Source organism: Microbulbifer sp. SH-1, assembly GCF_011326135.1.
Classification (GTDB): Bacteria; Pseudomonadota; Gammaproteobacteria; order Pseudomonadales; family Cellvibrionaceae; genus Microbulbifer; species Microbulbifer harenosus.
On sequence record NZ_CP046948.1, the window covers coordinates 4460001 to 4482472 of the forward strand.

The window sequence follows — 22472 nt, forward strand, 5'->3', positions numbered from 1 at the left end:
GCTGTCTCCACCAGAGACTCAGTGAAATTGAAATCGCTGTTAAGATGCAGTGTACCCGCGGCTAGACGGAAAGACCCCGTGAACCTTTACTATAGCTTTGCACTGAACTTTGAGCCTACTTGTGTAGGATAGGTGGGAGGCTTTGAAGCAGGAACGCCAGTTCTTGTGGAGCCATCCTTGAAATACCACCCTGGTATGTTTGAGGTTCTAACTCTGGTCCGTAATCCGGATCGAGGACAGTGTATGGTGGGTAGTTTGACTGGGGCGGTCTCCTCCCAAAGAGTAACGGAGGAGTACGAAGGTGCACTCAGCATGGTCGGAAATCATGCAATGAGCATAATGGTATAAGTGCGCTTGACTGCGAGACAGACATGTCGAGCAGGTACGAAAGTAGGTCATAGTGATCCGGTGGTTCTGTATGGAAGGGCCATCGCTCAACGGATAAAAGGTACTCCGGGGATAACAGGCTGATACCGCCCAAGAGTTCACATCGACGGCGGTGTTTGGCACCTCGATGTCGGCTCATCACATCCTGGGGCTGAAGCCGGTCCCAAGGGTATGGCTGTTCGCCATTTAAAGTGGTACGCGAGCTGGGTTTAGAACGTCGTGAGACAGTTCGGTCCCTATCTGCCGTGGGCGTTGGAGATTTGAGAAGAGTTGCTCCTAGTACGAGAGGACCGGAGTGAACGAACCTCTGGTGTTCCGGTTGTCACGCCAGTGGCATTGCCGGGTAGCTATGTTCGGACGGGATAACCGCTGAAAGCATCTAAGCGGGAAGCCTCCTTCAAGATGAGATCTCCCTGAGACTTCGAGTCTCCTAAAGGGCCGTGGAAGACTACCACGTTGATAGGCTGGGTGTGGAAGCGTTGTGAGGCGTTGAGCTAACCAGTACTAATTGCCCGTGCGGCTTGACCATACAACAGAGATGGTTACTAACGATTCGGATTGTGAAGTCCGAGAGACGCGCAAGCTACTCGCAAGAGATCGACTTGCGGTGTATTACTACAGAATGTTTCGCCGACTTATTTGGGTTGATTGTTATCGCTGAGTACAGCGAAGGCAGACAGACAATCAAACGGTAGCGCAGGGCACAGCCCGTAAGACCAACACCAACCCAAGCCAGTTTGCCTGACGACCATAGAGTTGTGGAACCACCTGATCCCTTGCCGAACTCAGAAGTGAAACGCAACATCGCCGATGGTAGTGTGGGGTTTCCCCATGTGAGAGTAGGTCATCGTCAGGCTTCTAAATAAAAGAAAGGGCCACCCAAACGGGTGGCCCTTTTTTTATTTTGGATACGATGAACGTATGCGTCCGGCAAACCCGTCTTCCCAACCAAAATCTGAGCTGTAATTTAGGTGTCCACCTATCAACAAGTGGACACCTAATATGAGTGAAATTATCCCCGCCAAGACACCCGTTAAGCGTCGCCGGCATTCCCCCGAGCTTAAGGCCAAGATTCTCAAAGAATGTCTGGAGCCTGGCACCTCCGTAGCCAGCGTTGCCCTCCGGCACGGCATCAATGCCAACTTGATCCACAAGTGGCGGCGCGAAGCCGAGGGTAATCAGAAACCCGCTGAACAGAAATTTGTCTCTGTGCCGCTGCCTGCACCGCGAGGGATGGTAGAAGATGTGGTCTTCGAATTGCCCGGTATCAAAGTACGCTGGCCGCTTGCCCAAATCGACCGCGCCATTCCCTGGCTCCGGGCACTGCAATCGTGATCCAGATCGACGAGGTCTGGATGGCCACGGAACCGCTGGATATGCGCGCCGGGCCGGATACGGCGCTGGCCCGTGTCGTGCAGGTGTTCGGTGAAGCCAAGCCCCACTGCGCTTATCTGTTTGCCAACAAGCGCGCTAACCGCATGAAGGTCCTGGTACACGATGGCTTCGGGCTCTGGCTGGCGGCGCGTCGCCTGCATCAGGGTAGCTTTGTTTGGGGCAAGCCCTGGCAAGGCGAGCGGATTGCGCTGACCACGGAGCAGCTGCAGGCGCTGGTGATCGGCCTGCCGTGGCAACAGGTCGGTCGCGACAACCGGATCACTCTGCTTTAGCAGCCCCTGTCGCTGGCCAACACCGCCGTCAAAACGTCCTATCTGGTAATCACCATGGGCGGTGGAATCTGGCAGGATAGCTGCCATGACAACACCGCCCGATCTCAACAGCCTCGATGCCGATCAGCTGCGCCAGCTCGCGGCGCAGTTGCTGGCTGAGTCGGCGGAAAGCAAGAAGCTCATCCATAACCAGCAACTGCTGAACGACAAGCTCAAGCACGAGCTGGCCATTCTCAAGCGCCACCGCTTCGGTAAAAGCAGCGAAGGCCTGAATGCTCATCAGGCCAGTCTGCTGGACGAACTGGTGCAGGCCGATATCGCGGCCATCGAGATGGAGCTATCCCGAGCGGATACCAGAGCGAAACTGGAGAAGCGCCAACCCAAGCGCGCACCGCTGCCAGCGGAGTTGCCCCGCCAGGTCATCGAGCACGAGCCGGATAGCACACAGTGCACCTGTGGCTGTCAGCTCCAGCGCATCGGTGAAGACATCAGCGAAAAACTCGACTACACCCCGGGCACCTTCACCGTAGAGCGCCATATCCGCGGCAAATGGGCCTGCAAACACTGCGAACGTATCACCCAGGCACCGGTGCCTGCGCAGATCATCGACAAGGGCATTCCCACCAGTGGGCTGCTGGCCCATCTGCTGATTGCCAAGTTCGCCGATCACCTGCCGCTCTACCGGCAGGAGAAGATCTTTGCCCGCGCCGGGCTTGCCATCTCTCGCTCTACCTTGGCCGAATGGGTTGGTCGCTGCGGCGTTGCCCTGCAGCCCCTGGTCGATGCCCTGCGCGAAGAACTGCTGCAGCAGCCGATTCTCCACGCGGATGAAACTCCGGTACCCATGCTGGCGCCCGGCAAAAAGAAAACCCACCGCGCCTACATCTGGGCCTACTGCAGTACCTCTACTGCTGTAGTTAAATCCGTGGTCTACGACTTTGCGGAAACCCGTGCCGGCGCCAACGCCCGCAGCTTCCTCGACGGCTGGCAGGGCAAACTGGTGTGTGACGACTACAGCGGCTACAAAGCCGGCTTCAGTAGCGGCATTACTGAGATCGGCTGTATGGCGCATGCCCGCCGGAAGTTCTACGACCTGCACGTGGCGAACAAAAGCCAAATCGCCGAATACGCTATGCAGCAGATCCAGAGGCTCTACGAGATAGAGCGCGAAGCCAAAGAACTCACCGCAGAGGCCAGAAAGCAACAACGACAGCAACAATCAAAACCGCTGCTGGACAACTTCCACCAGTGGCTGCTGATGCAGCGCCAAAAAGTGCCGAATGGATCGGCGACGGCCAAGGCCATCGATTACAGCCTCAAGCGCTGGCAGGCACTCACGCGCTACTGTGATGATGGCGCGGTGCCCATCGACAACAACCATGTGGAAAACCAGATCCGACCGTGGGCATTGGGACGCAGCAACTGGTTGTTCGCCGGCAGTTTGCGCGGCGGTCAGAGTGCCGCGGCGATCATGAGCCTGATCCAGTCAGCCAAACTGAATGGGCATGATCCCTATGCGTATCTGAAGGACGTTATGCAGCGGCTACCAACGCAGCGTGCGAGTGCCATTGGTGAGTTGTTGCCACACAATTGGACTCCCGCTGACAAGGTGTGATGCCTAGACGCTTACCGATGAACTCCTCCCACGACCTCGCAGCGCACCGCGCTGCCATATGAAAGGTCGTGCGCGACCCCGGCAGCACCAAAGGTGCGGGCTTGGGGCGCCCGCAGGGCGTCGCACCGCGATGGCGAGCACCGCTCGCCACCCACTGTAGGTCATCGCTCTCCCCGCCAGCACAGGCCCGGATCAAAACCCAAAACTGATCAGCGACGACAGCACACAAACACCTACTTCCCCCGAATCAAAACGCCATCACCCCGCACGCCCCCAGGTCACCCCGAAAACCACCCAACTCCACCACCGACGCTTTTTTAAACGCCTCCCCAACCCCAGCAACCACGGGCTTCAGCCTCAATATCCCAAACTTATCCCCAGCTCTGTCCAGTGTTTCTGTGAGTAAAGCACCTGTGCATAACCCAAAAAACTCCAAGAAAAACAATCCACAAAACTAGAGCGGCCAGTCGCAAACGGGCTTCCGGTGAGGAGGTGCCCAAATGAAATTTGCCATTCGGACGGAGCACCAGTAGCGTTTAGCCCTTCCTGAAAAAAGAGATTTCGAAATGTCCGATCTTTATTCGATTCCCTTCCTTACCAGCGATGGAGAGCAGACCAGCCTGGAAGAACACAGAGGCAAGGTATTGCTGATCGTGAATACGGCGAGCAAGTGCGGGTTTACTCCCCAGTACCAAGGGCTGGAAGACCTGTATCGTGAGTACCGTGAAAAAGGGCTGGTGGTGCTTGCTTTCCCCTGCAACCAGTTTGGTCAGCAGGAGCCGGGAAGCGACAGCGAAATCCAGGAGTTCTGCTCCATCAACTATGGCGTCAGTTTTCCGGTATATGCCAAGGTGAATGTGAATGGTGGAGATGCCCATCCATTGTTTTCCTCGCTGAAGAAGTCGGCGCCGGGAATCCTTGGGACTGAGGGTGTCAAATGGAACTTCACCAAGTTCCTAGTGAGCCGGGATGGCAAAGTGGTTGGACGCTATGCGCCAAAAGACAAGCCTGAGTCACTGGCAGCCGATATAGAAAAACTGCTTTGAACCAACTTCAGGTCCGAAGGGGGGGCTAACAGGTACCACTGCGGATCCGGTTGTGTTGGGATAATCGTTTCCCGATTTATGTCATTGTGTTGATGTTTTTGCGAGTTTGTCTGATTTTAAGGCTTTAAATAGGATGGATATTGATGTCTTGGCGGGGCAGGCTTATAGTCGCACATGTGATGCCCGGTCAAGACTTCCTGGCAATCGCAGAAGCCTCAAAAGGGTTTCGAGGTATCGTTTTCAATCAACCAGATTATTGAAGCTGCAGACATGTTTCCCACTATCCAAGACGGTTCGATAGTGCCGGTCGGAAGGCGAGTCGTCTTCTGTTTATCAGGCGTTCCAGGTTCATCCATTTCTCACTGCACCGGATTCTCTCCCGCCGCTGCGACCTTTGCCGCCTCCCCGCTACTAGCTGGCCCGCTACGACTGCCGCGCTGCGGCATATAATTTTACCCCCGTATCTCTCGACAGAATTCCGTACTTAATTTGAGCAGTGCGTAGACAGCGGCATCCCTGCTGTTTAGCCTCGGGCCAGACTAGGAGAAGAGTCCCGATGAACACTAAGAAAGATAAATTAGTCATTTTTGATACCACCTTGCGCGATGGCGAACAGAGCCCGGGCGCATCAATGACCAAGGAAGAAAAAGTCCGTATTGCCACCATGCTTGAGCGCATGAAAGTGGATGTGATCGAAGCGGGCTTTGCAATCGCCAGTCAGGGCGACTTTGAAGCGGTGCAGGCAGTGGCGGAGACAATCAAAGACTCTACGGTCTGCAGTCTTGCCCGGGCTGTGGGGCCGGATATCATCCGCGCCGGTGAAGCACTGAAGAAAGCCAACTCTGCGCGCATTCATACCTTCATTGCCACGTCCCCGATCCACATGAAATACAAGCTGCAGATGGAGCCGGAAGACGTATTGCGTCAGGCTGTGGAAGCCGTGAAGACGGCGCGCCAGTTTACCGATGATGTGGAATTCTCACTGGAAGATGGCAGTCGCTCCGAACCAGAATTCATGTACCGCATCATCGAAGCGGTAATCAAAGCTGGTGCCGGTACCATCAATATCCCGGATACTGTGGGCTACGGTGAACCCGGCGAGTACGGCGCTATGTTCAAGCGGGTCATCGAAAATGTACCCAATTCCGATCTGGCGATTTTCTCCACTCACTGTCACAACGACCTGGGCTTGGCGGTTGCCAACTCTCTCTCCGCCGTGATGAATGGCGTGCGCCAGGTGGAGTGCACGATCAATGGTTTGGGTGAACGCGCGGGTAATGCCTCACTCGAAGAGATTGTGATGGCGGTGCGCACCCGGCAGGATCTCTATCCGGTGGAAACTGGAATTGATACCACCCATATCGTGCCCACTTCACGGCTGGTGTCTTCGATCACCGGCTTTCCCGTGCAACCCAATAAGGCGATTGTGGGCGCTAACGCGTTTGCACACGAATCTGGCATTCACCAGGACGGTGTGCTCAAACACCGCGAGACTTACGAGATCATGCGCGCGGAAGATGTGGGTTGGGGGCAGAACCGTCTGGTATTGGGCAAGCATTCCGGCCGCGCGGCAGTAAAGGCGCGTTATGAAGAACTTGGTGTAACCTTTGCCGATCCGGCAGAGTTCAACGTACTGTTCCAACGCTTTAAGGATCTCGCCGACAAGAAACACGAGATTTTCGACGAGGATCTGCAGTCACTGATCTCCGGTGCTGCAGAGCCGGTGGAACACTACCAGCTGGCGGATCTCGAGGTGCGCAGCAAGAGCGGCAGCAACCCACAGGCTCGCCTTGAGCTGGTGATCGACGGTGAGCGCACTCAGTGTAGCTCTGAGGGCAGTGGTCCGGTGGATGCCACGTTCAAAGCAATCGAGTCGGTGGTGGGCAGTAATGCGGATCTCAAGCTCTACTCGGTAAACGCGGTCACCCAGGGTACCGACTCCCAGGGCAGTGTGACTGTACGCCTTGAGCGCGACGGCAAGCTGGTTAATGGCGTGGGTGCGGATACCGATATTCTGGTGGCATCCGCAAAAGCCTATCTGGATGCTTTAAACTTGCTCGCCAGTAAAAGTAGCAAGCCGAAAGGCGTTTGATCGGAAAACGGGGCCAGATGTGAACGAACTGCAGCGGACGGAATACCTGGCGGCACTGGGCATAACCAGCTATATGCCGCGTTTCCATCTGCCACTGGCCCCGGTGGCGATTCAGGCGGAATTGCCGCCGGCAATTGAGGACACTCCGGAAGCAGCCCCGGTTGCCGCGGTCATGGCCGCGGTCGGCGCTGAACCTGCTCCTGTCGATGAAACTCGGCCCTCCCCGCGCCCGGAGTCCGCGCCTGAAATCAGCCGGGTAATCGGCAGTATCACCACCGAGACCCGTACGACGCGTGCGGAGGTAAACCCGGAACCGATTGCCCCTGCGCAGCAGATCAATCCCTTTGTATTGAGCTGCTGGTGGCTTGGCGATGAGCTGCTGGCGGTGGACAGCCGTGAACCGGGCAGCGCACTGCCGGTAGAGTCTCTGTTCGGGAATATGGCCCGGGCGCTTGGCTGGCACCAGCTGACTACCGGGCGCGACAAACTAAAGTGGCCGCTGGCGGAAAACCCATTTGCTGCCGCGGCCGGCGCCGCGGATGCCCGCGATACCTGCAGCAGTTGGCTGGAAGCGGCGGTCGCGCGCCGGCCGGTGAAGTCCATCTGGTTGATGGGGCAACAGGCGCGCGATTACTGCGCGCCGGTGATACTCGAAGATGCCGTTGCGGACTGGAACGGTGTACGCCTGATCGCCATGCCGAGTCTTTCTGAACTGCTGAGCGAGCCACTGCGCAAGCGCGAAGTTTGGCAGTTACTGCAAACACTCTACCCCGAACAGACCCGGCGATAAGGCTGGCCAGCCTGGCTTTGCCGGACCTGGATGCCAAACATGGACATCGTGCGTTGAAGACCCCTCCTCACAAACATTCTCCGAATTCCGAACTCGCAGCCGGACTGACGCTGGAAAAAGCAGGGCTACCGGATTGTGACGCGTTGGCGCAACTGGCGCGGAGCGCCCACAGCCATCCCTGGAATGCCGGCCAGTATCGCGACAGCCTTGAATCCGGGCATACATGTTGGATTTTTCGCACCGACCAGCACGCGATTGTCGCCTGCTGTGTGATCAGTCGGCTGTTCGATGAAGTGGAAGTTCTCGATGTGGCCGTGGCACCAGAGTGGCGCCGCTTGGGTGTTGGCGCGAGCCTGCTGCAACAGATTTTTTCTGCTCTGCCGGAAGATGTGGCGCGGGTGCTGCTGGAAGTGCGCGCATCCAATCGCGCCGGCCGCGCTTTGTATCACAAGCTTGGTTTTTCCGAAGATGGCCGCCGCAAAAATTATTACCCCAAAGCGGATGGCACTCGGGAAGATGCATTGCTGATGAGCCTTTATCTTTAATTTATTCAAAAAGACGGCTTCACGCCTATAGAGTCCTGACTCTCATTATTTCTGGCTCGCTTGGTCGCTGCGACAATATGTCGCAACTACGCGAGTCGCCGTATCTTTATACTGCAAAACTTCTATGGACATGCAACGGATATCGTTGCGATAACAATAAATCCAAGGAGTTTCTCGATGCCCGTTTCCCCCAGCCATGCTGCCAGAGAAAAACACCCACTTACGCTGCATGGCGGTGTCGTTGCGTTGAGTCTATTCGCGCTCGCCTGTATGCCCGCCGAGGCCGCTGATGAGGTGCTGGAAACCATTGAGGTCATTGGTACCAGCCAGAGCCTGCAAAAGGATTCGGCGGAAGTGACACTTACTCCAGGGGGCGTAAACCTAGTCGACATGAACAAAGCGCGGAAAAGAAACATGGTGAAAGTGAGGTGGAGACACGGTTCTATCTCACCGCCGTGAACAATGACCAGGAGCTGGCCGGTGCGCTGTCCCGTGCGCATATCGCCGGTGGCCAGCACTAGGCTGGCCCCATTGCGGTGAGCGGGCACTTCCAGCACAACGTTGACGCTGTGCGCGTCGCTAACAAAACATCATGGCAGATCGACGAAAACCGCAGCCTGGAGTAGAATGGCAATTCTGATCCCGCTCTCCCGGCCAGCTTGAAACTAACGCTGGCCCATTTCTTTTTTCCTACTATAGGGTTTTCTTTCGTGACACCCATCGAAATCGGACGCCGCAGGCCCTAGAATAACTGTTCAATTTTTGGCGCTCTCGCAGGCGCACCCATCACGGTTGTTCTCGACATTCCATGGCCTCCAGCAAGCACCCCTCATTACTCCACGGTCCTGTCTCCGGTCACCTGCAGCGCCTGGCCCTGCCCATGGTGTGGGGCATTCTCGCCACTATGTCGTTCAACGTGGTGGACACCTACTTTGTCGCGCAGCTTGGAGACGGGCCGCTGGCGGCGATGAGTTTTACTTTTCCGGTGGTGATGGTGATCAACGCACTCGCCATCGGGCTCGGCGCGGGGACGTCCTCCGCAGTGGCACGGGCCTATGGCTCCGGCGACATGGCGCGTGTGAAGCGCCTTGTCAGTGACGCTACGCTGTTGTCGCTGGTTATTGCCATACTGGTCAGCGCGGTGGGGCTGTTGACCATCGAGCCCCTGTTCCGGCTGCTGGGGGCGCAGGAGCAGTTACTGCCGCTGATCGCGGAATACATGGTGACCTGGTATCTGGGGGCATTGTTTGCGGTGGTGCCGATGGTTGCGCTGTCGGCACTGCGCGCCATCGGAGACAGTGCGATTACCGGACGTATTCTGATGGCGGTGGCGCTGTTCAACCTGATTCTCGACCCACTACTGATCTTCGGCCTCTACGGATTTCCGCGGCTGGAGCTGCAGGGGGCGGCGCTGGCGACGGTGATCGCGCGTGGCCTCAGTTTTGCTATTGCACTTTATGTACTGGTGCGTCGGGAGCAGATTTTGGGGTTGCCTAGCTGGCGTTGGCCGCAGCTGAAGGGCTCCTGGCTTGCTCTGCTCGCGGTGGGACTGCCGGCGATGGCCACCAATGTGATCATTCCAATGTCCGGCGGAGTGGTCGTTGCGCTGGTGGCCAGCCACGGTGCCGATGCCGTAGCGGGGCTCGGTGTGGCGCTGCGCATCGAGCCGGTGGCGCTGATCGTATTTTACGCGCTCTCTTCGGTGGTCGGACCATTCATGGGGCAAAACGCGGGGGCAAATCGGCACGATCGCCTGCTGCAAACGGTGTCGGTGCTCGCGCGATTCAGTATTTTTTTCGGCATTGGTGTCGCGCTGGTGCTGTGGCTGGTGGGTGGCAAGGTGGCCGCGCTGTTCAGCGATTCCCCACAGGTGCTGGCGGTGGCGGTGGCCTATCTGAGCCTGGTGCCGTTCAGTTATGCCGGTTACGGGTTTGTGATGTCCGCCAATGCGGCGTTCAACGGCCTCGGCCATCCGCTCCCCGGCACCTTCATTTCTTTCTTACGTGTACTCGGTGTGTATTTGCCACTGGCCTGGCTGGGTAATCATTTTTGGGGAATCCGCGGACTGTTTGTGGCCACACTGATTTCCAATCTGGCGATTGGCGCCTTGGCCTGGTGGTGGCTGCGCCGTTATCTCAGCGTGCACACAGGGGAGCCTGAGCATGTGGTGGCGAAATAACTCCGTGAGGCTGTATATGTTGATGACTGTTGTGCGGCGAATTTTCTGTCGGATTTTCATCGGCTTGATGGCGCTCCAGGCGGTGAGCGCAAATGCGGGGGAAAATCCATTCGATCGCTATCCAATCCATTTCACTACCGTCAATCAAACCGCGATTGCCTATCAGGATATGGGATCACGGGAAGGCGAGCCGGTACTGCTGATCATGGGGCTCGGTGCGCAGATGCTGCATTGGGGCGATACCCTGGTCCAGGGGCTGCTCGATCAGGGTTATCGGGTGGTGGTGTTGGACAACCGCGACGCCGGACTGTCGCAGAAATTTTATCGCCTGTCGGCACCGCCGGTGTGGTGGACGCTGGTGCGGGCCAAAGTCGGTTTTGTCCCCGAGCCAGCCTACCGTCTGGAGGACATGGCGGCGGATGCAGTTGGTGTACTGGATGCGCTTCACATCCGCCACGCGCATATCGTTGGCGCTTCTATGGGCGGCATGATCGCGCAGGTACTGACGGCGGAATACCCGCAACGGGTGCTCACCCTCACTTCGATTATGTCCAGTTCTGGAGCGCCCCATCTCACCGAGTCAAAAGCGGAGGCGATTTCCGCGCTGGCACTGGGGGCCAAGTCCGGCCTAAGCCGTGAGCAGGAGCTGGCCAACCGGGTGACCATCGCGCGCACCATCGGCTCGCCCGAATTTTTCGTCGAGGAAAATGCCCGCCAGTTGGCAGAACGTGTATTGAACCGGGGCAGCTATGGTCCCGGCACTGTGCGACAGTTTCAGGCGATTCTCGCCAGTGGTGACCGTTCGCGCTTGTTGGAAGCCATCGATGTGCCGGCGCTGGTGATTCACGGCGACAGCGACCCGCTGCTGCCGCCGGATCATGGCCGCGATACCGCCGACAAAATTCCAGGCGCACAGTTTGTCGCAATCCCGGGCATGGGGCATGCGCTGGAACCGGAAGTCAGCCGCCGGGTGCTGGCGGCGATGTTGCCGTTTTGGGACGAGAGCCGGAGTCAGACCGGTATGCACGACGAAGAAGCATCGATGCCTGTTAAAGGCGGAATGCATACGCAGGGGGCTTCCGAGTAGGAACGCGCCGTTCGGACGCCACTGCTGATTCGGCGGCGCCCAAACTGGCAACGGAGATTACTGGGCTTTCGACAGCGGTTCCGTCGCTGCAACAAGCCAGTTTCTGGTCTGCTCACTGACCAGCGGCAGCAGGGTCTCGCGCACTGTCGCGTGGTAGCGGTTCAGCCATATCAGTTCGCTGTCGGCAAGCAGTTCCGGATCAACCAACTGGCGTTCGATGGGAGCCATCGTCAGTGCTTCGAACTCCAAAAAACCTGGATACTCCGCGCTCTCCTTCACGAAGACCAGATTTTCGATGCGAATGCCGTACTCGCCGGTGAGGTAGAACCCCGGCTCATTGGAGACGATCATGCCAGCCTCCAACGCCACATTGGTATTTGCCTTGCCGATGCGCTGCGGTCCCTCGTGTACACTCAGAAAACTGCCGACGCCGTGCCCGGTACCGTGCGCGTAGTCGAGCCCAACATCCCACAGAGATTTGCGCGCGAAGGCATCGATTTGTTCGCCGCAGGTGCCTTTGGGGAAACGCAGGCTGGCGATGGCGATATGGCCCTTCAGTACCCGGGTGAAATGTTCCTTCGCCCGCGGTGGTGGCTCGCCCAGTGCCACCGTGCGGGTGACATCGGTAGTGCCGTCGGGATATTGACCGCCGGAGTCGATCAGGTAGATACCTGCGGCGCGCATCGGCAGACTCGACTGCGGGCTTACGCGGTAGTGCACGATGGCACCGTTGCCGCAGTAACCAGAGATGGTATCGAAGCTGTCGTCCGTAAACCCCTCGCGCAGCTCGCGCTTGCTGCGCAGTAATTGCACCGCTTCCAGTTCACCGAAGCTTTTGTCTTGGCGGCCGCCTGCCACCGCCGCCGGCAACTCCGCGAGAAATTCGCACAGCGCGGCACCGTCGCGGATATGTGCGGCGCGGCTGCCCTCCAGTTCCACCGCATTCTTGCGTGCTTTGGCGAGCGTAATGGGATCGCGCTCCAGCAGAATCTTTATTTCCCGGTTGCGCAGTTCATGCAGGGTCCAGCAATTGGTGAGCAGCGGATCGGCCCACACCTTCTGCACGTGCTGGCGTTCAGCCGCCGTGAAGAGTGCCAGTTTGTCGTGCACGATTTCCACATCCCGGCCCAGATGCTGGCGCAGGGCCTCAGTGGTAGCGCTTTCCGCCAGATACAGTACGGCGCTGCCATCCTGGTAAAGGAATCCCATAGACAGGGCTACCGGCAAATGGGGAATGTCGCTGCCGCGGATGTTGAACAGCCAGGCGCACACTTCCGGATTGGCGAGCCACAAGGCGTCCTGTTTTTTCGTCGCGAGCTGCTCGGCAATGCGTTGGCGCTTGCTGGCGGAATCTTCGCCGGTAAAGGTCAGTGGGTGTGGGCGCGCTGCGCCGCAGGGTGCGGCGGGGCGGTTATCCCAGATGCGGTCGATAGGGTTGGCGTCCAGCGCGAGAAGGTGAATACCGCACTCGTCCAGGCGCTTTTTCAGCGGGGCAAGCCCGGGTTCGGTGTGCAGGCGTGGATCGTAGCCGAGGGTGTCGCCTTCCTTCAGCGTGGCGCACAGCCAGTTGGCAATATCCGCAGGCGCCAGATTCTGTTGTTCGATGGGCTGGCTGCCGATCTGCTGAGCGGCTTGCAGGGTATAGCGCCCATCAACGAATAGAGCGGTGCGGTCACCGGCGATGGCGGCGAGGCCGGCGGAGCCGGTAAAGCCGGTGAGCCAGGCGAGGCGCTCGTCGGCCGCCGGCACGTATTCATTCTGGTATTCGTCGCAGCGGGGGATCAGGAAGCCCTGTACCTGTTGTCCAGCGAGGGCATGCTGGAGCGCTGTCAGACGTTCCTGACTCATTATTCACCTCTTGAATAGTGGAGTTTGGCTGTTAGTTTCTCGTCAGATTTTGCAGTTTAACAGGCCCCCGAGCCGTGTGCCGGCGTGTATAATGCGCGCCTGTTTTTTATCCAGCCGTATTTTTGCATTATGGGTCAATCCTCCTCCCTGGCGGGCATCAACGGCCGCCGCACCTTTGCCATCATCTCCCACCCGGACGCCGGTAAAACCACGGTGACCGAAAAACTGCTGTTGTTCGGAAATGCCATCCAGCTGGCGGGCTCGGTGAAGGGCAAGAAGGGGCCGCATGCCCGTTCCGACTGGATGGCGATGGAACAGGAGCGCGGTATTTCCGTGACTTCGTCCGTCATGCAATTCCCCTACAAGGAGCGCGTGGTCAACCTGCTGGATACGCCCGGACACGAGGACTTCTCCGAAGATACCTACCGTGTACTCACCGCCGTGGATTCCGCGCTGATGGTGATTGACGGCGCCAAGGGTGTAGAGGACCGCACCATCAAATTGATGAACGTGTGCCGCCTGCGCACCACGCCGATCCTGTCGTTCATCAACAAGCTGGATCGGGATATCCGCGATCCCATCGAGGTGATGGACGAGATCGAAGAGGTGCTGAACATCAAGGCGGCGCCGATCAACTGGCCGCTGGGTTCCGGCAAGAATTTCAAAGGCGTCTACAACCTCTACACCGACACCATTCATGTGTTCAAGCAGGGGCAGGGCCACACCATCCCCGACGACATCCAGATCCACGGGCTTGATTCCGACGAGGCCACCAGGCTGCTGGGGGAATACGCCGATGATATGCGCGATGAAATCGAACTGGTGCGCGGCGCGACCCACGAATTCGACCTGGAAGAGTACCGCGCGGGCAAGCTGACCCCGGTATTTTTCGGCACCGCGCTCGGCAACTTCGGCGTGCGCGAGATGCTGGACGGTTTCGTGGAATGGGCGCCGGGCCCGCAATCGCGGGAGACCAACGAGCGCACCGTCGCACCGTCGGAAGACAAGTTCAGCGGCTTCGTATTCAAGATTCAGGCGAACATGGACCCGAAGCACCGCGATCGCATCGCGTTTATGCGGGTGTGCTCCGGCACGTACAATCGCGGCATGAAAATGAAGCATGTGCGCATCGGCAAGGATGTGAAAATCGCCGATGCGGTGACCTTCATGGCCGGCGACCGCACCCATGTGGAAGAAGCCATCGCCGGCGATATCATCGGCCTGCACAACCACGGCACTATCCAGATCGGCGATACCTTTACTGAGGGCGAGAACCTCAAGTTCACCGGTATCCCGAACTTCGCCCCGGAGCTGTTTCGCCGCATCCGCCTGAAAGACCCGCTGAAACTGAAACAGTTGCAGAAGGGCCTGCAGCAGCTGTCGGAAGAGGGGTCCACCCAGGTATTCTTCCCGCTCGACAACAACGACATCATCGTCGGCGCAGTGGGGGTGCTGCAGTTTGAAGTGGTAGCCTACCGTCTGAAAGACGAGTACAAGGTGGAAGCCATTTACGAAAACGTGAATGTGAACACCGCGCGCTGGGTCGACAGCGACAGCGCCAAGGAACTGGAAGCGTTCAAAAACAAAGCCAGCACCAACCTGGCGCTGGATGGTTCCGGGCACCTCACCTATCTGGCGCCCACGCGGGTGAACCTGCAGCTCGCGGAAGAGCGCCACAAGGAAATCCGTTTCTACGCGACCCGTGAACACTAAGTAAAACCTGAAGAGATTGTTGCAGTGACCGCCGAAAAAAACACAACCATCCCCGCGGATCTGCCGGAAGAAATGCCACGAGCGGGCAACTGGTTCACTCAGGGGATAGGCCTGCTGATCGTGAAACTGCTCGGCTGGCGCTTTGACGGCAATTTCCCTCCGGAGAAAAAACTGATGGTGGCGCTGGCTCCGCACACGTCCAACTGGGATTTTGTGGTGGCTATGCCATTCATCATGGCGCTCAAACTCAAGGCCTCCTGGATGATGAAAAAGGAAGCTTTTTTCTTTCCGTTCAAAGGTCTGTTTATGGCGCTGGGCGGAATTCCCACCGACCGCGGCGCGGCGGGAGGGCTGGCCAAGGACATGGCAAGTCAGTTTAAGCAGAATGAAAAAATGTGGGTTGCCATCACTCCGGAAGGCACCCGCAAGAAGGCGCATAAATGGAAGAATGGGTTTCTGCGCATTGCGTACGCCGCGGACGTCCCTGTTCTTTTGGTAGCTTGGGACTTTCCCACCAAGCGCATTTGTGTAGACTCGCTCTATCATCCCACGGGGGATCTCGAAGCGGATATGCAGGAGATCCAGCGGCGTTTCAGCAAATACCGTGGGCGCAACCCGGAAAACCAGACCGACTTTAATCACGCCGCGTAAGCGGAGCGCCGAAGGAGGGCGGTTGTGAATATTCTTATTACACTGTGCCTGTCCTTCGCCATATTTGCCCTCATTATCTGGGGGCTGATGCATATGCGCACACCGCGCTTCCGTATGGAGCGCGCACAATTCCAGCAGGGCCTTGAGGATGTGATTGCCGGACAGGCGGACGACAACGAGTGGCGGGTACTGATCAGTTACCCCATGCGCCACGATCCGCCGCTGGAGCAGTTGCGCCTGGCATGTATAAAAATCGAGGAGGAAGAGTACACAGGTACACCTCCTTACTTGTTCACCGACGCCGGCTTGCAACAACTGCGTGATGTGCGCGAGCGATTGCTGGCACTGCCGCCGCAAAACGAAGCCGAATAAATTCCATAACAAATCCACAATGCCGCAACTGGAGAAAACATGTTAAAGCCTCTGATGAATTTTTCCGGTGCCCTGGCCGCCGTTCTGCTGGCCGCCAGCACCCAGGCCGTTCCATTGAAGCCGGAAGATATCTCCGTGGCGGAAGTGCTGCGGGATCGTGCGCTGGAATCCTCCGATGCCTACAGCCACGTGGAATCCCTCACGGTGGAGGTGGGCCCGCGTCGCGCCGGCACCAAGGGCGATGAGCGCGCGGTGACCTGGGCGCAACAGAAAATGAAAGATCTGGGTTTTGACCGAGTCTACACCGAACAGATCGACGTCAAGCGCTGGGCCCGCGGTCACGCCCACGCGGAAGTGACCGCGCCCTTCCCGCAACCGCTGGTGGTTACTTCTCTCGGTTATGGCGCGTCCACGCCGGAGGGCGGTCTCATTGCGGAAATTGTCGAGTTTGCCGATGTGGAAGCGCTGATGAAAGCGCCGGCGCGCAAGGTGAAGGGCAAGATCGCGTTTATCAACAAGCGCATGGAGCGCGCGCGCACCGGAGAGGGCTACGGCCCGGCCGCGGCTGGCCGCAGCAAAGGCATGCGCGCGGCGGCGGAAAAGGGTGCGGCGGCTTTGCTGTTGCGCTCTGTGGGTACCGACTCCGACCGCTTCGCCCACACCGGTATGATGTCGGTGGACGGCGTGGCAAATCCGGTGCCGGCCCTGGCGCTGTCCGCGCCGGATGCGAACCTGCTGGAAGCCATGCTGAAGCGTGGCAAACCAGTACAACTAAAACTGAATGTGCACAACGAGGCGCTGGCCGACGGCCCGTCCTTCAATGTGATCGGCGAAGTGGTGGGGCGTGAAAAGCCCGAGGAAGTCGTCATCATCGGCGCGCACCTGGACAGCTGGGACGAAGGCACCGGCGCACTGGACGACGGTGCCGGCGTGGCAATCGTAATGGAAACCGCGCGCCTGATCGCGGAGCTACCGCAGCGTCCGCGCCGCACCCTGCGCGTCGTATTGTTCGGTGCCGAGGAGATCGGTCTTGTTGGCGCGAAACAGTATGTGGAGGCCCACGCTAACGACCTGGAAAAAATCGTGATGGTGTCTGAGTCCGATTTCGGTGCTGGCAAAATCTGGCGTTTCGATACCCGCATTCCCGAGAGCAAGTTCGCCATTGCCGATCAAATGATGCAGTTGTTGGCGCCGCTCGGTATCAAGCGCGGCGACAACAAAGCCTCCGGCGGCCCGGACGGCAGCGTGTTTGTGGCGCAGGGGGTACCGGCGATGACTCTGTACCAGGACGGTACCGATTACTTCGATTATCACCACACACCCAATGACACCCTGGACAAGGTGGACCCGGAAAACCTCAAGCAGAATGTGGCGGCCTGGGTGGTGATGTCGTTCCTGGCGGCGGAAATGGAAGGCGATCTCGGTCGTGTGCCATCTGAGCACTGATCCGCATCTGAAATGAACTATACAAAACCCCGCATTTCGCGGGGTTTTTTATTACTCGCGGGTCAATTGACATTACCCCATTGACTCGCCATGCTGCGGGCACTTTCAACAAAGTACTCATACGCGAAGTTTTAACATTCAGTTACGTCAAGGACTGCACCATGGCCAATATCACTCTGAAAGGAAACCCCATCACCACCGTAGGCGAGCTGCCCGCCGTTGGCAGCCAGGCGCCGGCCTTTACCCTGGTACAGGGTGACCTGTCGGAACTCAACTTGTCTGACCTCGCCGGCAAGCGCGTGGTTCTGAATATTTTCCCTTCTGTGGACACGCCTACCTGTGCCATGTCCGTGCGCGCATTCAATGAAAAGGTCGCGTCACTGGATAATACCGTCGTGGTCTGCGTATCTGCGGATCTACCCTTCGCCATGACCCGCTTCTGCGGTGCTGAGGGTATCGAGGATGTGAAGCTGGGTTCCGCGTTCCGCTCGGATTTTGGCGGTGATTACGGCGTGACGTTCGAGACCGGCCCACTGAAAGGTCTGCTGTCCCGCGCGGTGGTGGTGATCGACGAAAACGGCAAAGTGACCTATACCGAGCAGGTGGCGGAAACCGCCAACGAGCCGGATTACGAGGCGGCTCTGGCTGCGCTCTGATGGTCCATCGGGACCAAAATCCGGAATAGCGTCCGCTGTTCCTCGAAACACCCCGCGTTTTGCGGGGTGTTTCGCTTCGGCGCTTCCAATTTATCTGAGCGCGTCTGAGTGCACCTCTGCGGCGAAGCAGAAGTGGTATGAACCCTATTCGGCGTTGAGTATGCAGCGCATTTCTGTGGCCTTCCTCTCGGGCAAACGACTGTTGTGGATATGAATACAGCGATGCCAATTGCGCTGATTCATCGGTGCTCGCCGCGCAGTCCCAATACGGTTTCCTGTAGTTTTTCTGCCTTGACCATGGCCGCTTCCAACGGCGGTCCCGCCACCACGCAGACTTTTGACCAGAACCTTCGCGGCAGCGTGCTAAACGCATGGCCGTCCTTGTGGCTGAAAAAACTGCCCCACAGGCCGCGCAGTGCCATGGGGATAACCGGCACCGGTGTGCGTTGCAGGATTTTCTCGATCCCGGCCTTGAACGGTTGCAGTTCGCCGTCTTTGGTCAGCTGACCCTCGGGAAAAATGCACAGCAGATCGCCGTCTTTCAACCCCTGTTCAATCGCTTCAAACGCGCGCGCGTAGCCCTCCGGATCCTTTTCTTTGGAACAGATGGGAATGGCGCGGCTGGTCTTGAAGATAAAGTGCAGTACCGGAATTTCATAGATCGGCTTGTACATGATGAAGCGGATCGGGCGGCGCACCGCGCCGGCCAGCAGCAGCGCGTCCACATAACTCACATGGTTGCAGGCAATAATGGCGGGCCCCTCGGTGGGGATCTGCTCCAGCCCCTCGTGTTTCACCCGGTACATGGTGTGCGACAGCAGCCAGATCAGCAGGCGCATGGCGAATTCCGGCACCTTGGTGAACACAAAGAGCGCCACCGCCGCATTCATCAGCGCAATGATCAGGAAAAACTGCGGGATGGTTGCCCCCAGCACATTCAGGAATACGATACCGAGCACCGCCGCCACCACCATGAACAGCGCGTTCAGCACATTGTTCACGGCAATGATCCGTGCGCGGATTTCAGGCGCCGAGCGCTCCTGCATCATCGAATAGAGCGGGACAATAAAGAAACCACCGAAGATACCGATCAGGGTCAGGCTGACGAGAATGCCGAGGGAGCCCTCATTGGCCCAAAAGGCGGCGACGCTGCCGTCCGCCGGCGGCTGGTAACTGCCGGTGGTCGACGTCAGGAGTATGCCGACAATGGTCAGCCCCGCCGCGCCGATGGGCACCAGCCCCAGCTCCACGCGCCCCCCGGACAGGCGCCCACACAACAGCGAACCGACGGCCACACCGATGGTGAAACAGCACAGCAGCAGGGTGACCACCGATTCACTGCCACCCAGCACATTGCGGGTGAGGCTCGGAATCTGGGTGAGATAGGCGGCGCCCAGCAGCCAGAACCAGGAAATACCGATGATGGCGTAGAACACCGACGGTGTTTTCGCAGCCTCTCGGAGAATGCGCGCGGTCTGGGTGAACGGATTGTAGTTGAGGACCAGATCCGGTGCCGGCGCCGCCGCTGAGGGAATCGCGCGGCTGGCCAGATAACCCGCAATCGCGGTGATGGTGATCACCGCGGAAATCCATAGCAAACCCGACTCACCGTCACCGGTAAAGCCAGCCAGCAGACCGCCCACAATGGTGCCGAGCAGGATAGAAACGAAGGTGCCCATCTCTACCAGCGCATTGCCGCCCACTAACTCCGTTTTCTGTAGATGCTGGGGCAGGATGGCGTATTTCACCGGCCCGAAAAAGGTGGACTGGGCTCCGAGCAGGAACAGCACCAACAGGGACAGGTAGTTGTTGCCGCTGTACAGCGCGGCGATACCGAACAGCACAATGCCGATTTCTGCGAGCTTGATACGCCGTATCAACACGCTCTTGTCCAGCTTGTCGGCGATCTGGCCGGCGGTGGCGGAGAGCAGGAAGAACGGCAGGATAAACAGCCCAGCGGCGAGGTTGATCAGGAAATTGGCCTCATCGGTGGCCAGCCGGAAGGCGATCATCACGATCAGCGCGTTCTTGAATACATTGTCGTTGAAGGCGCCGAGGGACTGGGTGCAGAAGAAGGGTAGGAAGCGGCGGCTGCTGAGCAGGGCAAACTGGTTCGTGTGGGTCATGCGAATCCCCTGGAAGTCCGTTTTCGACATGGTATGCGATAACCGTACGGGATGCAGCGCTATCTCGATTGCAAAAAAAAGCCCCGCAACGGCGGGGCTCTCGGATCGGCGTTGGACGCTGGAGCTGGAATTACCAGATTCCCTTTACCAGATAACAACACGCTCCTCTTCCGGCAGGTACATACCGTCGCCTTCCTTCACATCGAAGGCTTTGTAAAAGGCATCGAGGTTCGGCAGTACGCCCTGAACACGGTATTCTGCCGGGGAGTGCGGGTCGGTTTTCAGGCGCTCGCTCAGGGCTTCGTCACGCATCTTGCTGCGCCATACCTGCGCCCAGCCCAGGAACACGCGCTGATCGCCGGTGAAACCGTCGATGACCGGCGCTTCGGCGCCCTTCAGGGACATTTTGTAAGCCTTGTAGGCAATGCCGAGGCCGGACAGGTCGCCGATGTTCTCACCCAGGGTCAGCTCGCCGTTCACATGTTCACCTTCCAGCGGCTCGAAACCGTTGTACTGGGCCACCAGCTTGTTGGTGAGGCCTTCAAAGTTACTACGGTCGGAATCGGTCCACCAGTTGTTCAGGTAGCCCTTGCCATCGAACTTGCTGCCCTTGTCGTCGAAACCGTGGCCAATCTCGTGACCGATCACGCCGCCGATGCCGCCGTAGTTCACCGCGTCGTCCGCGTTCATGTTGAAGAACGGCGGTTGCAGGATGGCGGCGGGAAATACGATCTCATTCATCGCCGGATTGTAGTAGGCATTCACGGTCTGTGGGCTCATGCCCCACTCACCGCGGTCCAGCGGTTTGCCCAGCTTGTCGCGCTCGTGCAGGGTTTCAAACAGGGTGGCGGCAATGGCATTGCCTACCAGATCATCGGCCTTCACCTGCAGCGCGCTGTAGTCGCGCCACTTATCCGGGTAACCGATCTTAGTGGTGAAGTTGGCCAGCTTGGTCAGGGCTTCCTTCTTGGTGTCTTCACTCATCCAGGTCAGGGATTCGATAGAATCCTTGTAGGCCGCTTTCAGGTTGTCCACCAACTTGACCATGCGTGCCTTGGCCTCCGGTGGGAAGTATTTCTCCACATAGCGCTGGCCCACCAGCTCACCCACGGAACCGTTCACAAACTGTACGGCACGCTTCCAGCGCGGTTCCATTTCTTTCACGCCGCGGATAGTGGTGCTGTAGAAATCGAAATGGGCCTGGGCCATTTCGCTGTGCATATAGGGCGCGGCGGCAGAGAGCACCTTGAGTTTCAGGTAACGCTTCCAGATGTCCAGTTCGGTATCCGCGATGATCTTGTTGGCCGCTTCCAGGTACTCCGGCTGGCCGACCACGAATTCCTGTGCTTTTTCCAGGTGGGCTTTCTGCAGATAGCTGTCCCAGTCGACCGCCGGCATCATCGCCTTAAGTTCAACGAGGGTCTTCTTGTTGTAATACTTCTCCGGGTCGCGATTGTCCACACGGGTGCGGTGGTGCTCCGCCAGGCTCTTTTCCAGCGCGTAAAGGGTGTCGGCGTACTGCTCGGCATTGTCCAGTCCGGCGATCTGCTGAATTTTCACCATGTAGTCGCGGTAGGCCTGCTGCAGCTTCTGGCCTTTTTCTGAATCGTCGAAGTAGTAATCACGATCCGGCAAGCCGAGGCCTGCCTGCCACATAAAAGTAATGTAGTTTTCTACCTGCTTCAGGTCTTGGTAGATGGTGCCGCCGAAAGGCACGTCATAGCCAACGGTATCCGCGTAGGCGAAGAAGTCTGTCAGGTCCTTCTGGGACTGAATGGCATCGACTTTGGCCAGTTCTCCGGCAATGGCCGAAAACCCCTTCTTCTCGATCAGCTCTTCATTCATGTAACTGTTGTACAGGTCACCGATCTGTTTGGCGCCCGCGTTGCCCGCATGCTGGCCGGCTTCCATGATCAGGGCCTTCACTTCTTCTGTGGCCTTGTCGGCGAGAATAGTGAAGCCGCCCCAGCGGGATTTGTCCGCGGGGATTTCGGTATTCTTGATCCAGTTGCCGTTCACATAGGAGAAGAAGTCATCCTGTGGGCGCACGCTGGTGTCCATCGCGCTGAGGTCGATACCGGAGCCGAGGGTGGCCTGAGGGGCGGCGGCTTCGGCAGCTGGTTTGGTGTGCGCGGAATCCGCTTGTGGGCCCTCGGATTTCGAGCAGCCGGTCAGGGAGGTGCCGGCAACGACACCGGCGATCGCCAGGGGTAAAAGCAGTTTTTTCATGAATGGCCTTTTGGGCATGTTAT

The 22472-nt window shown here is 58.2% G+C and carries 17 protein-coding genes and 2 rRNA genes (1 of these 19 only partly in view); 16 read left to right on the forward strand and 3 right to left on the reverse strand.

The features are described from left to right. The 11 genes from GNX18_RS18415 to GNX18_RS18465 form a co-directional block, all read left to right on the forward strand. Positions 1-916: ribosomal RNA gene (locus GNX18_RS18415) — 23S ribosomal RNA — on the forward strand; it begins 1981 nt to the left of the window's first position. A gap of 211 nt (positions 917-1127) precedes the next feature. Then, positions 1128-1243 (forward strand): 5S ribosomal RNA (rrf, locus tag GNX18_RS18420). A 146-nt stretch (positions 1244-1389) separates the two neighbouring features. Beyond that, positions 1390-1722 carry a transposase gene (locus GNX18_RS18425; RefSeq protein ID WP_166219981.1) on the forward strand — a complete coding sequence of 111 codons (333 nt, stop codon included), beginning with the start codon at positions 1390-1392 and terminating at the stop codon, positions 1720-1722. Continuing rightward, entirely contained in the window at positions 1719-2054 is a 336-nt protein-coding gene (tnpB, locus tag GNX18_RS18430; protein WP_166219983.1) for an IS66 family insertion sequence element accessory protein TnpB, read from the forward strand. The genes GNX18_RS18425 and tnpB overlap by 4 nt, the downstream gene beginning before the upstream one ends. A gap of 85 nt (positions 2055-2139) precedes the next feature. Beyond that, a complete protein-coding gene (locus GNX18_RS18435) occupies positions 2140-3669 on the forward strand; it encodes an IS66 family transposase (protein ID WP_166219985.1) in 1530 nt (509 codons plus the stop codon). A 566-nt stretch (positions 3670-4235) separates the two neighbouring features. Further along, positions 4236-4715: a glutathione peroxidase gene (locus tag GNX18_RS18440; protein ID WP_138236198.1), complete on the forward strand. Its 480-nt coding sequence runs from the start codon at positions 4236-4238 to the stop codon at positions 4713-4715. 556 nt (positions 4716-5271) lie between these two features. Beyond that, positions 5272-6807, forward strand: a complete 1536-nt coding sequence (locus tag GNX18_RS18445; protein ID WP_138236197.1) for a 2-isopropylmalate synthase — start codon at positions 5272-5274, stop codon at positions 6805-6807. A 19-nt stretch (positions 6808-6826) separates the two neighbouring features. Then, entirely contained in the window at positions 6827-7597 is a 771-nt protein-coding gene (locus GNX18_RS18450) for a hypothetical protein (RefSeq protein WP_138236196.1), read from the forward strand. Between the two features lie 53 nt (positions 7598-7650). After that, positions 7651-8142, forward strand: a complete 492-nt coding sequence (rimI, locus tag GNX18_RS18455) for a ribosomal protein S18-alanine N-acetyltransferase (protein ID WP_166219987.1) — start codon at positions 7651-7653, stop codon at positions 8140-8142. Between the two features lie 808 nt (positions 8143-8950). Next, a complete protein-coding gene (locus GNX18_RS18460) occupies positions 8951-10321 on the forward strand; it encodes an MATE family efflux transporter (protein ID WP_138236193.1) in 1371 nt (456 codons plus the stop codon). A 16-nt stretch (positions 10322-10337) separates the two neighbouring features. Further along, complete coding sequence (locus GNX18_RS18465) at positions 10338-11408, forward strand: alpha/beta fold hydrolase (protein ID WP_166219989.1); 1071 nt, start codon at positions 10338-10340, stop codon at positions 11406-11408. A 57-nt stretch (positions 11409-11465) separates the two neighbouring features. Here the strand turns inward: GNX18_RS18465 and GNX18_RS18470 are convergent, their stop codons facing one another. Continuing rightward, positions 11466-13256: an aminopeptidase P family protein gene (locus GNX18_RS18470; RefSeq protein ID WP_166219991.1), complete on the reverse strand. Its 1791-nt coding sequence runs from the start codon at positions 13254-13256 to the stop codon at positions 11466-11468. 129 nt (positions 13257-13385) lie between these two features. Here GNX18_RS18470 and GNX18_RS18475 point away from each other — a divergent pair, with 129 nt between their 5' ends. The 5 genes from GNX18_RS18475 (at position 13386) to tpx (ending at position 18094) form a co-directional block, all read left to right on the forward strand. Next, positions 13386-14969 carry a peptide chain release factor 3 gene (locus tag GNX18_RS18475; protein ID WP_138236190.1) on the forward strand — a complete coding sequence of 528 codons (1584 nt, stop codon included), beginning with the start codon at positions 13386-13388 and terminating at the stop codon, positions 14967-14969. Positions 14970-14993: 24 nt separating this feature from the next. After that, positions 14994-15620 (forward strand): 1-acyl-sn-glycerol-3-phosphate acyltransferase, encoded by a 627-nt coding sequence (locus tag GNX18_RS18480; protein WP_240914097.1) that lies wholly within the window; start codon positions 14994-14996, stop codon positions 15618-15620. Positions 15621-15644: 24 nt separating this feature from the next. Next, positions 15645-15992, forward strand: a complete 348-nt coding sequence (locus GNX18_RS18485) for a hypothetical protein (RefSeq protein WP_166219993.1) — start codon at positions 15645-15647, stop codon at positions 15990-15992. A gap of 39 nt (positions 15993-16031) precedes the next feature. Then, positions 16032-17438 carry a M20/M25/M40 family metallo-hydrolase gene (locus tag GNX18_RS18490; protein WP_166219995.1) on the forward strand — a complete coding sequence of 469 codons (1407 nt, stop codon included), beginning with the start codon at positions 16032-16034 and terminating at the stop codon, positions 17436-17438. A gap of 161 nt (positions 17439-17599) precedes the next feature. Beyond that, positions 17600-18094, forward strand: coding sequence for a thiol peroxidase (gene tpx, locus GNX18_RS18495; RefSeq protein ID WP_166219997.1), 495 nt, complete (start codon positions 17600-17602; stop codon positions 18092-18094). A 239-nt stretch (positions 18095-18333) separates the two neighbouring features. Here tpx and GNX18_RS18500 read toward each other — a convergent pair whose 3' ends face one another. Both GNX18_RS18500 and GNX18_RS18505 read right to left on the reverse strand, forming a co-directional pair. Then, positions 18334-20220 (reverse strand): MFS transporter, encoded by a 1887-nt coding sequence (locus tag GNX18_RS18500; RefSeq protein WP_166219999.1) that lies wholly within the window; start codon positions 20218-20220, stop codon positions 18334-18336. Positions 20221-20364: 144 nt separating this feature from the next. Further along, positions 20365-22449: a M13 family metallopeptidase gene (locus GNX18_RS18505; RefSeq protein WP_166220001.1), complete on the reverse strand. Its 2085-nt coding sequence runs from the start codon at positions 22447-22449 to the stop codon at positions 20365-20367. Positions 22450-22472 lie beyond the last annotated feature (23 nt).